This window comes from Pilosibacter sp. NGB245 (genome assembly GCF_057397225.1).
The window spans coordinates 872,501-885,000 of the sequence record NZ_CM171584.1 but is presented as its reverse complement, the minus strand read 5'-3'; the positions used below and the strand labels follow the sequence as shown (position 1 = coordinate 885,000).

At 45.9% G+C, this 12,500-nt stretch carries 14 protein-coding genes, 1 tRNA gene, 1 rRNA gene and 1 pseudogene (2 of these 17 running past the window's edge); 3 read left to right on the top strand and 14 right to left on the bottom strand.

The window, feature by feature from the left end; all coding sequences use genetic code 11:
- The 10 genes and pseudogenes from tnpA to ACXMYH_RS03890 form a co-directional block, all read right to left on the bottom strand.
- Nucleotides 1–362 (bottom strand): annotated as a pseudogene (tnpA, locus tag ACXMYH_RS03935) (IS200/IS605 family transposase) (it extends 38 nt beyond the left edge of the window).
- 779 nt (nt 363–1,141) lie between these two features.
- On the bottom strand, nt 1,142–1,888 hold the full coding sequence (locus ACXMYH_RS03930; protein WP_486555571.1) for a GNAT family N-acetyltransferase: 747 nt from the start codon (nt 1,886–1,888) through the stop codon (nt 1,142–1,144).
- Between the two features lie 76 nt (nt 1,889–1,964).
- Nucleotides 1,965–2,606: a GNAT family N-acetyltransferase gene (locus ACXMYH_RS03925; RefSeq protein WP_486555570.1), complete on the bottom strand. Its 642-nt coding sequence runs from the start codon at nt 2,604–2,606 to the stop codon at nt 1,965–1,967.
- A 94-nt stretch (nt 2,607–2,700) separates the two neighbouring features.
- Nucleotides 2,701–3,402: a flavodoxin family protein gene (locus ACXMYH_RS03920; RefSeq protein ID WP_486555569.1), complete on the bottom strand. Its 702-nt coding sequence runs from the start codon at nt 3,400–3,402 to the stop codon at nt 2,701–2,703.
- Entirely contained in the window at nt 3,399–4,028 is a 630-nt protein-coding gene (locus tag ACXMYH_RS03915; protein ID WP_118736137.1) for a TetR/AcrR family transcriptional regulator, read from the bottom strand. The genes ACXMYH_RS03920 and ACXMYH_RS03915 overlap by 4 nt, the downstream gene beginning before the upstream one ends.
- A gap of 128 nt (nt 4,029–4,156) precedes the next feature.
- Entirely contained in the window at nt 4,157–4,366 is a 210-nt protein-coding gene (locus ACXMYH_RS03910; protein ID WP_486555568.1) for a hypothetical protein, read from the bottom strand.
- 25 nt (nt 4,367–4,391) lie between these two features.
- On the bottom strand, nt 4,392–4,628 hold the full coding sequence (locus tag ACXMYH_RS03905; protein WP_252197445.1) for an SdpI family protein: 237 nt from the start codon (nt 4,626–4,628) through the stop codon (nt 4,392–4,394).
- 206 nt (nt 4,629–4,834) lie between these two features.
- Complete coding sequence (sfsA, locus tag ACXMYH_RS03900; protein ID WP_118533601.1) at nt 4,835–5,551, bottom strand: DNA/RNA nuclease SfsA; 717 nt, start codon at nt 5,549–5,551, stop codon at nt 4,835–4,837.
- Nucleotides 5,548–6,114 (bottom strand): DNA-3-methyladenine glycosylase I, encoded by a 567-nt coding sequence (locus ACXMYH_RS03895; protein WP_486555567.1) that lies wholly within the window; start codon nt 6,112–6,114, stop codon nt 5,548–5,550. The genes sfsA and ACXMYH_RS03895 overlap by 4 nt, the downstream gene beginning before the upstream one ends.
- Before the next feature lie 7 nt (nt 6,115–6,121).
- Complete coding sequence (locus tag ACXMYH_RS03890; RefSeq protein ID WP_486555566.1) at nt 6,122–7,030, bottom strand: LysR family transcriptional regulator; 909 nt, start codon at nt 7,028–7,030, stop codon at nt 6,122–6,124.
- A gap of 270 nt (nt 7,031–7,300) precedes the next feature.
- On the opposite strand from ACXMYH_RS03890, the gene ACXMYH_RS03885 reads away from it, so the two are divergent.
- The 3 genes from ACXMYH_RS03885 (at nt 7,301) to ACXMYH_RS03875 (ending at nt 10,705) form a co-directional block, all read left to right on the top strand.
- Nucleotides 7,301–7,987, top strand: a complete 687-nt coding sequence (locus ACXMYH_RS03885; protein WP_118533607.1) for an RraA family protein — start codon at nt 7,301–7,303, stop codon at nt 7,985–7,987.
- A 30-nt stretch (nt 7,988–8,017) separates the two neighbouring features.
- Entirely contained in the window at nt 8,018–9,262 is a 1,245-nt protein-coding gene (locus ACXMYH_RS03880) for an SLC13 family permease (RefSeq protein ID WP_486555565.1), read from the top strand.
- Nucleotides 9,263–9,508: 246 nt separating this feature from the next.
- Nucleotides 9,509–10,705: a M20 metallopeptidase family protein gene (locus tag ACXMYH_RS03875; RefSeq protein WP_118533611.1), complete on the top strand. Its 1,197-nt coding sequence runs from the start codon at nt 9,509–9,511 to the stop codon at nt 10,703–10,705.
- A gap of 211 nt (nt 10,706–10,916) precedes the next feature.
- Here the strand turns inward: ACXMYH_RS03875 and ACXMYH_RS03870 are convergent, their stop codons facing one another.
- The 4 genes from ACXMYH_RS03870 to ACXMYH_RS03855 form a co-directional block, all read right to left on the bottom strand.
- Nucleotides 10,917–11,072 carry a hypothetical protein gene (locus ACXMYH_RS03870; RefSeq protein WP_243022394.1) on the bottom strand — a complete coding sequence of 52 codons (156 nt, stop codon included), beginning with the start codon at nt 11,070–11,072 and terminating at the stop codon, nt 10,917–10,919.
- Nucleotides 11,073–11,082: 10 nt separating this feature from the next.
- Nucleotides 11,083–11,265 (bottom strand): hypothetical protein, encoded by a 183-nt coding sequence (locus ACXMYH_RS03865; RefSeq protein ID WP_252197442.1) that lies wholly within the window; start codon nt 11,263–11,265, stop codon nt 11,083–11,085.
- A 259-nt stretch (nt 11,266–11,524) separates the two neighbouring features.
- Nucleotides 11,525–11,600 (bottom strand) — tRNA-Gly (locus ACXMYH_RS03860).
- Nucleotides 11,601–11,669: 69 nt separating this feature from the next.
- Nucleotides 11,670–12,500: ribosomal RNA gene (locus tag ACXMYH_RS03855) — 23S ribosomal RNA — on the bottom strand (it continues 2,056 nt past the right edge of the window).

The following is a 12,500-nucleotide window of genomic DNA, read 5'->3' as shown; positions in this document are numbered from 1 at the left end:
CTGATACATTTCCTACACTGCAGACAAAATATCCGTCCGTCCAAAAAGTATGTTCTTTCCAGAAATGTTTTCGTAGATAATCCGGATATCTTTTCCAAATATGATAGGTTGTATAACTCTTCATCAGATTTACTATTTTACTGATAGACATTGTTGGTTCTGTTTCTATCATGTAATGAATATGATCTTTATCTGTCTCCATATATCTGATAATGACTTTATGCTTTTGACATATCTCATAAGAAAACTGCTTTATATCATCTGATATTTGTTTTGACATCAGCAATTTCTTTCTATACTTGCATACGAATATGATACTGTAACAAATATTTGTGTCTGTTTTTTGATTTCCACGTTTCCATAACGCAAGTATAGCACAAACCTCCGCTTCCGGCTACCTTAACCCACCGTCTAAAGCCAGTGGGATTGCGGTAGCCCTATTTCAAGTCGGACGTCCGTGGGACTTGGCGCGTGATTCTTGTCATCGAAGCATTTCTCTCAATCGGAGACCTAACTCCCTCTGAGACAAATTTGCTGTTACATAAGAAAAACAGGACATTGGGGGTAGTTCCATTGTCCTGCTTTCTTTTATTTGTCTGCTTTTATCATTGTTTATAATTCATCAGCACCAAGAATCAAGCTACATTTATTATAGTGTGTCTCCCAGTCTGATATTGGGGGCCGCTTTAGATATTCATTGCAGTTATATAGAATCTGATATCCATATACATATCCATTTGATCTCCTGGTTCCCTGATCACAATCTGTCCCGCTTTCAGTTTGACCGTTTGTCCATCAAGGAACGTAATTTCTGTATGCCATTCATCAATCGGCACCTTTGGATTAGCCTTCCCGGTCGCGATATAATCTGTCTGAATCTCTGAATAGTATGCTCTCAGGTTTGTCCAATCGGCAGCCACACGCGCCTTGTGAAGCTGCACGCTGAAAATTGGAATTCAGGATTGTCTTCCGCTCGTCAGATCGGTGCCGGCGTCTGTGCCAAAATTGAAATAATCGCAACTGCTGCCAAAATACCTGCGATGACTGCCACCGCAATGATGATTTTTCTTTTCATAAATGTTCTTTTCCTCACTTTCCAACCCTTATACTTGCTCTTTGTAATCGTAGCGAAACGTATCTATCATCCTTTTATGCCCGCCAGTGCCAGAAACTTTTTATCCGACTGAATGCCATGAGTCAAAAACTCTCCATCTCGGAACAGAGCATAGGTGGTGACCGGCGCAGGTACATTCTGAGCGGCTTCTTTGTCGGTGATGTGGATCGCTTGAAATGGGATCCCGTGTTCCTTTGCCGCCTCCTGTACCTTCGGCACCCAATAATAGGTGAAAGGGCACTGGTCGGTGTAATAGAGGACAAAGCCCGTTTCGCTGACTTTCGGGTGTCTGGCACAATCTTTGAATCTCGGCTGCTCTGCATCCTCTGCAAGGGGCAGGTACATGAGGTTGATCTCGCTGTCGGATAAGTCCGCGACCTTAAAGCCTTTATACTTCAGGAATTTCGGATCAGCTAAAAATTCCCGCTTCCGCCCCTCGGCGCACAGAATGCAAACGCCTTTCTTTCCCTGTTCTTTCGCGTCCCGGATGCACTCGGAAAGCAGTTCTGAGGAATAGCCGTGTCCCTTCATGGAGCCGGAAACCCACAGGCAGTTGATGTAAAGCCAGCCGCCTGCTTCAATGGACACCCATGCGTTTTCCGCCGGAATATATTCGATAAAGCACTTTCCGCGCTCCTCGCTGCGATAAAAGACAAGTCCCTCATCAAATCGCTGCTTCAGCCACTCCTTTTTCGCAAGAGCCTGCTTGCCGGACATGGCGCAGCAGATGTGCTCCTTGTCGATGTTCTCTTTCGTGATATGGATATATTTCATCGATCATCACCTGACTTTCTCCATAATTATTGCATGATATCGGGAGCAAAAGCCCCCGATTTTGATGCCTGCATAATTATATGTCTCCCCTCTGGAACAGCTGCCCGGAAAGCTTTAACTTTTCTTTTTTCGGGAAGGTCGCTTCAAACTGTTCAAAGGCTTCCGGATTCTTCTCACAGGCAAAATATCCCTCCGGATCCTTATAAGTACCGGTAATGCTGTCCAGAAATCCGGGAATCAGTTCCTTGATAAGAAAGTAATCGGCCTCCGGGTCATCAGCGTAGCGCACGCCCTTGGTCTTTGCTGGGACAAAGCCGGACTTGCCGTAAAAATCAATATTGCCGGTAATGGCAAGCGCCCCTGCGCCCATTTCTCCTGCTTTTTCCATGGAATAGTCAAGCAATTTCTTTCCGTAGCCCTGCCGTTTGTATTTTGGTGCAATGCCGATTGGGCCGAAGGTCATGATCGGCACCTTTCTTCCATCATCGCAGTCAATTTCTGACCGCACATAGATGATCTGTCCGATCAGCTCTCCATCCAGCTCCATCACGAAGTCCAGCTCCGGCACAAACGCCGGATCATCCCGATAACAATGCAGTACATAGTGTTCCATACAGCCGGGTCGATAAACATTCCAGAATGACTCGCGAGTCAGGTTTTCGACAGCTCTGTAATCGTCTTTGTTTTCTAAGCGAATCGTAATATTCTTTTCTGACATTTTTCCTCTCCTTTTATTATACGCTTTCTTCCTCCATCTTCTTGCCCTTCGTACAAGAAGCATCCCTCGGTTTAAAAATTTGGTCCATTTTGCTTTACTTCCACGGTTTTCCTGTGACATATCCTTTCTCCAGCCAATAGGCATCATCAATCGCAGACATTTTCTGTTTCTTATGTAAAAACTGATAGAATGTAAACAGGCATCTCACCTTGAATGATGGTGTTAGATGTTTGGCTCTGCGCCGGACATTCCGTGCAGTCCGCACCACCTTCCTTTCTGCCGATCTGCGGAACGATGCAGGCAGATCTGTCCAGTCATGATCCCACACTTTCTGCGAAAGAATATGCGTTCTGGCGATCCCCCAGTAGTCGGTGCTGTCTTTAATTTCCCGGACGGTGGATCTCATGCCTCCACCTCCGGCTGTATTGATCACGACGGCCTGCTTCTTTATGAACGACAGATCCGGCCGGTGGATCAGCCAACGATACGCGAAATGATCCAGCAGTATTTTCATCTGTCCCGGAGCATGGAACACATACGTTGGGGTACAGAAGATGATCAGCTCAGACCGTTCCATGGCAGCAAGGATCGGGGCAAGTGCAGAAGCTCCGCCGCATTTTTGCTCCTGTCCTTTGATACAGGCATAGCATCCCACGCAAATATGGGGCATGTCCCGTGGCAGCTGAAACTCAAAAAGCTCATCGTCCGCCAAAAGCTCCCTGATGAGCAGCCGGGCAATGTTGTAGGTACATGACTGCGCCTTCCGGCCAGTGGAATATATAACGGTAATATTCATGTTGTTTTTCCGTTCTTTCTGTAACCAGACTCCACCTTGGAAATAAAATGGTCGATATGGGCGGCCAGCAAGGAAGATACCGATTCTTTTTCCTCTGCCCCGTCGTAAACGCTGTAAAGAAGATACATCGGACCATAGAATTCCAGAGCTAACTGCATGGCATCCTCATCAGAATCGGTCATCTTTCGGAAGATCGCCGCCATGTACTCCAAAGGCCCGCCGGCAAGATAGTCGTGATGGAGCTGTGCGAGCTTTGGATCACGGTATTGCTCCAGTGTCAGCATTTTGCGGAAATTGGAGGAAAACGGTTCCTTTGTCCAATGGTCAAACTGCGCCATGCTGTATGTGCGGATTTTTTGAACCGGCGTGTGAAGATAAGCTTCCGCAAAGCCGTCCGGTTCCGTTTCCGGCATTTCATATTCCGCGGCACGCTCATAGTCCATCCTGTTCATCCGTTCCACGATCTTATCCAGAATTTCCTGTTTGCTGGAATAGTGCTTATACAGGGCCGCTTTCGTAAATCCCAGCTGCCCCGCGATATCATTCATAGACGTCCCTAAGTAACCGTTCTGTGCAAAAAGCTCCAGAGCAATCCTTAAAATCCGTTCCTTCGTTCCTTCAATCATAATGTTCTCCTTAAGCAAAGTAACCACTTGGTAACTTTATTATAGTTACCGAGTGGTTACTTGTCAAGAGCCAATATAAAATTGTACTTCTATCGATTGCGGTTGGGCAAAGGCAGACTGGAAGTTGTTTACTGTTTCTTCTTTACAACGAAACCAATAACGAACAAAATAATTGCAGGAATTACCAAAAACAAAGCTTTTACTAACACCCACAAATAAAAAGGCGCAGAGTTTAGCGATGTTGAGTATTGAGTATAATCAACGATGCTCTTAATAACAAATACAATCAACAGAATGAGACTCACAATGTTGCATATCATAGGTACTTTCTGTTTCATTCTAAACACCTCCATAAATTCTAATTTATCTGCGTGTTCCGTCATCATTAAAATTTTTTTTCAAAGCTTGCTCTGTCGGATAAATTGATACAATCAAAATAATACATTGAATTGTTACAAGGATTCCCCCTGCAACCCCAATCGTATTTTCATCACTATGGTATAACGGAATATGTACCAAAGCAGATGGTATAATCATTAACCATCCTATTTTCCACCAAAGTTTTCCACAATAGTCGTGGGCAAATTTCCATGTATCCATATTTTTCCTCGAACGAGTTGTTCTATATCCATACATACCATTTATATGCTTTGGACAATGTTTCCACATCATTCTTCCTACAATAACCATAACAATGGGAATTATCATATCACATATTAACATAAACCACCAAAAGCACATAAAATTCACCACCATAACTCCCGATTATACTCTTTCTCCTGCCCATCTTCTTAATCCTTCATTTCCTACATATTCACATAGCTTGAAGTATCTTCGGTTACACTCGTGATCTTTACACGATCCGCTTCCACATGACAACTGTAACAGACGATCTGAACACCTGCCTTCGCAGCCTCCACAAGCGCCTTCTTAAACTCCGGCTGTGCCGCCTCATTCGGCAGCACCCGATGAATTCCATTCATCTGAATCACAAAGGCGATTGCTGTGTGGCAGCCTTCCTTTGCCGCCTTTGTCAGCTCATGTAAATGTTTTACCCCTCGCTCCGTTGGTGCGTCCGGAAACAATCCGATGCCCGGATGCAGATCATCCGCCAGCGTGCAGCCCTTCACTTCCGTCAGGAATTTTTCACCGTTTTTTTCCATGTAAAAATCAATTCTGGAGTCTCCGTAAGTATATTCTGCCTTCACAAGATCATAATTCAGGCTCATGAACTGCTGCTTCATCAGAGCATTCGGCGCCAGACTGTCAATATTCACCCATTTTAACTTTGGCTTGTATACAGAGATCAGATCGTATGCCGTTTTTCGGTTCATATTCAATGACTTCTGCAGCGTCACCTTCGCTTTCGGCACCAAAAGCTCCTGCAAACGACCCGTATTTTTCACATGAACCAGCTCCGTCTCCCCATCGATCAAAACCTCCGCTGTGAAACGATTGATCCTGCGGACAAAGCTTCCTGGGACGGCATTCTCATAAATAATTATCGGTTTCTGTTTCATCATATATCATCCTCATGCCTGCAAAAGCACCCATCCTCATGCGACCAGATCACGCCGACGGCCTGCAGATAGGCATAAACCACCGTGGTTCCCACAAATTTCATACCATGCTTCTTTAAGTCTTTGGAAATTGCATCCGATAATTCCGAACTTGTTTTTCCGGTTTCCCGGATCACTCTGCCCTCCGTCCAATGCCAGAGATACTCTGAAAAGCTGCCATATTCCTTCTGAATTTCACGGAATGCCTGTGCATTGGTAACGGCAGCCTGTATTTTCAGGCGGTTGCGTATGATGCCGGGATCCTTCCGCAGGGCTTCCAGCTTTTCCTCCTTGTAATCGCAGACCTTTTCAACATCGAAGCCGTCAAAGGCTTCGCGAAACGCTTCGCGCTTATTCAGGACACATTCCCAGGACAGTCCTGCCTGAAAGCACTCCAGGATCAGCATTTCAAATAGCTTCCAATCATCATGCACCGGGACGCCCCATTCCTCGTCGTGATAACGGATATACCGTTCATTTTTCGGATTTGCCCAGCAGCACCGTATTTTTCCATCTGCCCAATTCATTCGCAGCTCACCTACCTATTTTTCCTGTCACGATTTTCCGAACACTCTCAACAAACTTCTTCACCATCGGATTCTCTGAGTTCTTCTTGTAATAAAGATATGTCTTCCTTAAATTATATGGCGGGTCCGATCTCCGGAATAGCAGATTGTCGTATCCCGAGCTGGATTCCAGTGCATATGATGGGAGCCATGTAAACCCAAATCCGGCATTGGCCATCACCAGTTTTGAATTACAGGAATTCACATAGACAGCATCTTTAAAGGTAAAGAATCCCTTAAATTCAATCTTTAACTCCGATTCAGGAACAGACTTCATCGTAATCATGTTCTGCGTTTTTAATTTATCCAGCGGCACCGGATCATATGCTGCCAGAGGACTATCCTTATGTAGCACCAGAACATACGGGCTTTCATCTATGATCATGGAGCCCATATTCCTGAGTTCCGACGTTAAAAACTTGTGAGAAAACGAGTCATTACACAGGATAACGTCAAATAATCCGTCCTGAAAATCTTGGATCAGTGTGAGGGTATGTTCCTCCATACAGGTAATTTTAACTTTCCCTTTATTTTTCTCCATAAAGGAGTTCATAAATTTACTAAGCAGGGCATGTTCATAAATCCCGATTCCAATTTTTAACTCAGACTGTGAGTCCTTCTGAACATTCTGTATTTCTTCCACCGTCTGATGGTACATTTTTATTATCTCTTTTGCCTGACTGTAAAATCTTGTTCCCGCATTTGTAAGAAAAACCTGTTTCGTATCCCGATACAGCAGCTTAACTCCTAATTCTTTTTCCAGAACACTGATCTTATGACTCATAGTTGTTTGCGTGATGTGTTCCCGCTCTGCCGCTCTTGTAAAATTAAGACACTCTGCCAGACTGATAAAGCACTGGATATTCTCAATATTCATTCTCAATCTTCCCTCATATAATCCAAATTTGCTTCCTGATATCTCAATATAGACCTTCCACATTCATTGTCTTCCAAAAACATCTTTCACTTTCATATCATTGTTGAAATTATACCTTTATTACGCTTCATTATCAATATTTTTAATAAACTAACCAATTTTTTTCGTTTCAAATCTTTTCGTAAGATTGTTATAATAAAGACAATCAATCTGGTCGCGCGAACGGAACAATGCAAACACAAATACAAACCTTTTACAGGAGGGACTTTTATGGAATTCACAGAAGAAATCAGACAACGTTTTATGAAAGTATCGCCGGCAAACATCGGACATCAGATTACTGGCGGATTCATGAAAATGGAAATCAAACCGGTTGCTGATGAGATGAAAGTATGCGGACCGGCTTATACAATTCAGGGATTTGAGCGTGACAGCACTTCTCTATACTACGCAATGCAGAAAGCACCAAAAGGATCTGTTCTCGTGATCGACCGAGGAACAGAGACCACATATGCCTGGGTCGGCGAATTCGTTGCAATCATGGCTCAGCAGTGTGGCATGGCAGGTATCATTATCGATGGACCGGCAACCGACAAGCTTGCTCTTAAAAAAGGAAGCTTTCCGGTATTTTGCACCGGTTTCTCCCCGATTACCAGCATGGTAACTGGTACCAGTAAGGGTGCAGTACAGATTCCGATCTCCTGCGGCGGCACAGTAGTAAAACCTGGCGATATCATTCTCGGCGACGCAGACGGCGTAATTGTTGTTCCGGAAGACTTCCTGCCATATCTTGAAACAGCAGAAAAGAAAGAGGCAGTAGAGATTGCCCGCAGGGAATTTCTCGCAAATGGCGGCATCTACAACAAACGCCCTGACTTCGATGTTGTAAAACTCTTTGAGTATGATATGGATAAAAACATCCAGAATATCAAGAACAATGAGTGTAAATACGATTAATCGCTTTACTTTTACCGAGGAGGAATCAATATGTCAGCACAGGCCATTATGACACTGGTATTGTTCTTAGCAGTGATCGTTCTTTTAATCTGGCAGCCGGTCAGCCCAATCGTCATTGGTGCAGGCATTCCAGTTATTCTGGCTGTCTTTAACGTTGTAGAACCTTCGAAAGCGTTCTCACAGTTTTCCAACACAACTGTCATCTTCTTCATGAGTCTCCTTGTTGTTGGCGGCGCAATCTTTAAGACAGGTCTCGCCGATTTCATTGGAGAGAAAGTCATCAATCTTTTAGGTACAAATGAAAAAGGCGTAATTGCCGGAACTGCCCTTATCGTTACTGCTCTTTCTGCATTCTTAAACGATACCGGTACTACTGGCTGCCTTATCCCGATCGCCAGCGCGGTTGGTAAAAAATCCAAAGTGTCTTTATCAAAAATCTACATTGTACTTGCCTTTTTCGCAAGCCTCGGCGGTATGATCACTCTGATCGGCGGCGGCGGACATCTCGTAGTCCAGGAATTCCTCGAGGAATCCGCTTATGAAGGATTCACATTCTTTGAATTCGTCCGTATCGGTCTTCCGATCGCATTGATCTCCTTCATCTGGTTAATGTTCTTCGGCATCAAGGATCTCGCTGTCCGTGAAGTTGATGAGAGCAATATCCCGGATACTGCAGAGCGTAAACCTGCTAAAATGGTATTCGTTGCATTGATCTTCTTATTCATCGTTTACTGCATGGCAACAAAGCTTTTGGCAATGCATGTAGCTGCCGCACTCGGTGCTTTCCTTGTAGTTATTACCGGATGCATCAGTGCTGAGGATGCTGTAAAGTCCTTCAGTGTCAACACCTTCTTTCTGGTAGCCGGAATCTTCACATTAAGCAGCGCAATGTCCTCCACAGGTGCAGCCCAGTACCTTGTAGACTCCATGTCCGGATATATGTCTAACATGCACCCGATCGTAGTTGTTGCTTTAGTAACCTTGATCTCGGTTGTAGGAACAAACTTCATGATGGGAACTTCCCTCTGTGCGATCTTAACACCTATGTCGATCATGATCGGTGAAGCCTGCGGAATCAGCCCGCATGCACTTGCAATGTGCGTAGCGATCGGAACATCTGCTGCTTTCTGCACACCATTTGGTACCGGCCCAAACCTTCTTGTATATGAAATTGGCGGATTAAAATTTAAAGATTATACAAAAGCCGGCCTTCCTTATGCAATCTTTACATTCGTGATCTGCACAGCTGCAGTTTACTTCTTCTACCTTGTATAATCCATAAACCTTGAAATCCGCCTGTTATGCCGACAGGCGGATTTTTTAACAGCATCCATTGTCAAGCGGATATTCGCAATCCGCTTCGCTACTTGCTCATAACCGAATAACTGCTCCGCAGTTTATCAGAAGGAGCTTGCACTCCTCCTGATACAAGCAATTCCCCACCCACTGCTTATTGCTTTTCGCAATTGAAGCAGGAGACTTGCTTGATTCGGTTAAATTTTATCATTTGGAGGTAAATCCATGACACTTCTTGAAAAAATCGAACAGAATAAAGAAGATCTTTTAAACATTCGTCACCAGATTCACCGTCACCCTGAAACAGCCTTTGAGGAAATTGAGACAACAAAACTCATCAAAAAAGTTCTCGATGATGCCGGTATAGAAAACCATCCGAACGGAGATTCCACAGGAGTCATCGGCCTTATCCACGGTGCAAAAGAGGGGCCTGTCCTTGCGATCCGTGCAGATATTGATGCACTTCCGATCAAGGAAAACACGGGACTTCCCTTTTCTTCTGAAGTTTCCGGCAAATGCCACGCCTGCGGCCACGATCTCCACACAACCGTCCTCATCGGTGCAGCAAGATTATTAAAAGAATACCAGAATGACCTCTGTGGAACCATCAAACTCATCTTCCAACCAGCTGAAGAAGTCATGACAGGAGCCGCAAAGACCATCGCAAATGGTGCTCTTGAAAACCCGAAACCCGATTTCATCCTCGCCTGCCACACATGGCCGGATATGCCTGCAGGTTCCATCGGGGTGAGAAAAGGCACCATGTTAGGTGCATCTGATTCCTTCAAGGTAAAGGTGATCGGTAAAGGCGGTCATGCTGCACATCCGCAGAAAGGGATTGATCCGGTCGTGATCGCTGCGCATATTATCACACAGCTCCAGACCATCGTTTCCAGACGTGTAGCAGCAATCGATCCGGTTGTTGTCACTGTCGGACATCTCGAGGCTGGAACCGCAGCAAATATTATCCCAAATGAGGCATACTTTGAAGGAACGGTTCGCACCCAGAGCAATGAGACCAGAAATCATGTTGCTGAAATTCTGAAACAGCTCGCTATTGGAACTGCCCGGGCGATGGGTGGAGACGCAGAAGTCTCCTACACTTTCGGCGTTGGACCGACGATCAGTGAAGACCACCTTGTGGACGAGATCAGCGAGGCTGTGACAGAGCTTCTCGGAAACGACAAGCTTCTTCAGGTTCCGTCCCCGTCCATGGGATCCGAAGATTTCGCAAGATATCTGGAGCACATCCCGGGTGCTATCTTCCGCCTTGGTACCCACAACGATACCCCAGAATCAAAATTGGCCCTTCACAACGCTTCCCTCTTATTTGATGAGAAGGCAATTCCTGCCGGTGTTGCCACAATGGTTGGCGCCGCATTTAAGATCACCGGCTCCGACATGAGCGTTTTACTGAAATAGCTTTCTCTCACAGGCGGGTCGCCTGCGACATCATTCCATTCCGCCGCAGTGCGATCCCCCGGAGGGGCTTTTTGCTCTATAGGAATCATAGCTTTCGCACTTTAACGTAACATTATCTTTCCTATTAGAGCAAAAAAGACCACTGAACAGGATTATCCCCTTCAGTGGTCTTCTGATTTATCTCAGCCCTTCATTCGATCATCTGTAAAACTTAAAATCCATTTTCATCCAGTTTTAACACTGTCTGATACAGAACATCCGCTCCCATATCTATATGTTCCGGTTTTGTATATTTGTCGCCCTGATGACTGATGCCCTTGACACTCGGAACAAAGATCATACCGATCAGGACTCCTTCGTGGGCCATCGAATTTGCGTCATGGCCTGCACCGCTTCATGCCTTTTACCGTTGCCTTATAGTCGATGATGCTGACGATTCTGCTGACGACTCCCACATCTATTCCCGTATGATCGAGTTTATCGCCCTGTTCGATATGATATTCCAGATAGCACTCATACTTGCTGATATCTCGCTTTGCTGCCTTTTTGCTATTACTCACTACCTAAAAGAGGTGAGAGTCTTCTCGACTGAGATAAAAAACGCGGAAACCCTTGTAAAGCAAGACTTCCGCACTATTTAAAAAAGCACAAGACGTCGCAGGCGAACGTCCGGAGCGAAGACAAGACTTCAAACCGTTCGAGCCCGGCAGGGCTCGAACATGCGAAAAAAGAGGAGGTATCCATCGGACATCTCCTCTTTTTCACATCTTATTGAGAGCACGAGACATTGCAGAACGTCCGGGGGACGTTCGCCTGCGATGACCGGAGCGGAGCGTAAACATTCGAACCCGCGACCCTCGCCTTGGCAAGGCGATACTCCACCACTGAGCCACTCGTGCACACATACCTTCAAAACCACATATTGAAATCCATCTTTACCGTTTCATCAACCAACCAGACCTTCCTGGATAAGCCCTCGACCGATTAGTAACAGTCAGCTCCATGCATTACTGCACTTCCACCTCTGCCCTATCTACCTCGTCGTCTTCAAGGGGTCTTACTTCTTTCGAATGGGATATCTCATCTTGAGGGGGGCTTCACGCTTAGATGCCTTCAGCGTTTATCCCTGCCAGACTTGGCTACCCGGCCATGAGCTTAGCAGCTCAACCGGTACACCAGCGGTCCGTCCATCCCGGTCCTCTCGTACTAAGGACAGCTCCTCTCAAATATCCTCCGCCTGCGCCGGATAGGGACCGAACTGTCTCACGACGTTCTGAACCCAGCTCGCGTACCGCTTTAATGGGCGAACAGCCCAACCCTTGGGACCTACTTCAGCCCCAGGATGCGATGAGCCGACATCGAGGTGCCAAACCACTCCGTCGATGTGAACTCTTGGGAGTGATAAGCCTGTTATCCCCAGGGTAGCTTTTATCCGTTGAGCGATGGCAATCCCACTTTCATACCACCGGATCACTAAGTCCTAGTTTCCTACCTGCTCGACCCGTCGGTCTCGCAGTCAAGCTCCCTTCTGCCTTTGCACTCTTCGAATGGTTTCCAACCATTCTGAGGGAACCTTTGAGCGCCTCCGATACCCTTTCGGAGGCGACCGCCCCAGTCAAACTCCCCACCTGACATTGTCCCCGATCCAGATCATGGACCATGGTTAGAAACCCAGTAACGCAAGGGTGGTATCCCAACAGCGGCTCATACGAAACCGGAGTTCCGTACTCGTAGCCTCCCACCTATCCTGTGCATGCATTACCGAATCCCAGTATCAAGCTGGAGTAAAGCTCCA

Coding starts and splice junctions, on each gene's coding strand:
- ACXMYH_RS03885 (WP_118533607.1), top strand. CDS start 7,301: ATGGAATTCACAGAAGAAATCAGACAACGTTTTATGAAAGTATCGCCG.
- sfsA (WP_118533601.1), bottom strand. CDS start 5,551: ATGATGAAACAGAAACCGATAATTATTTATGAGAATGCCGTCCCAGGA.
- ACXMYH_RS03920 (WP_486555569.1), bottom strand. CDS start 3,402: ATGAATATTACCGTTATATATTCCACTGGCCGGAAGGCGCAGTCATGT.
- ACXMYH_RS03905 (WP_252197445.1), bottom strand. CDS start 4,628: ATGGATACATGGAAATTTGCCCACGACTATTGTGGAAAACTTTGGTGG.
- ACXMYH_RS03910 (WP_486555568.1), bottom strand. CDS start 4,366: ATGAAACAGAAAGTACCTATGATATGCAACATTGTGAGTCTCATTCTG.
- ACXMYH_RS03880 (WP_486555565.1), top strand. CDS start 8,018: ATGTCAGCACAGGCCATTATGACACTGGTATTGTTCTTAGCAGTGATC.
- ACXMYH_RS03930 (WP_486555571.1), bottom strand. CDS start 1,888: ATGAAATATATCCATATCACGAAAGAGAACATCGACAAGGAGCACATC.
- ACXMYH_RS03915 (WP_118736137.1), bottom strand. CDS start 4,028: ATGATTGAAGGAACGAAGGAACGGATTTTAAGGATTGCTCTGGAGCTT.
- ACXMYH_RS03890 (WP_486555566.1), bottom strand. CDS start 7,030: ATGAATATTGAGAATATCCAGTGCTTTATCAGTCTGGCAGAGTGTCTT.
- ACXMYH_RS03925 (WP_486555570.1), bottom strand. CDS start 2,606: ATGTCAGAAAAGAATATTACGATTCGCTTAGAAAACAAAGACGATTAC.
- ACXMYH_RS03895 (WP_486555567.1), bottom strand. CDS start 6,114: ATGAATTGGGCAGATGGAAAAATACGGTGCTGCTGGGCAAATCCGAAA.
- ACXMYH_RS03870 (WP_243022394.1), bottom strand. CDS start 11,072: ATGGCCCACGAAGGAGTCCTGATCGGTATGATCTTTGTTCCGAGTGTC.
- ACXMYH_RS03875 (WP_118533611.1), top strand. CDS start 9,509: ATGACACTTCTTGAAAAAATCGAACAGAATAAAGAAGATCTTTTAAAC.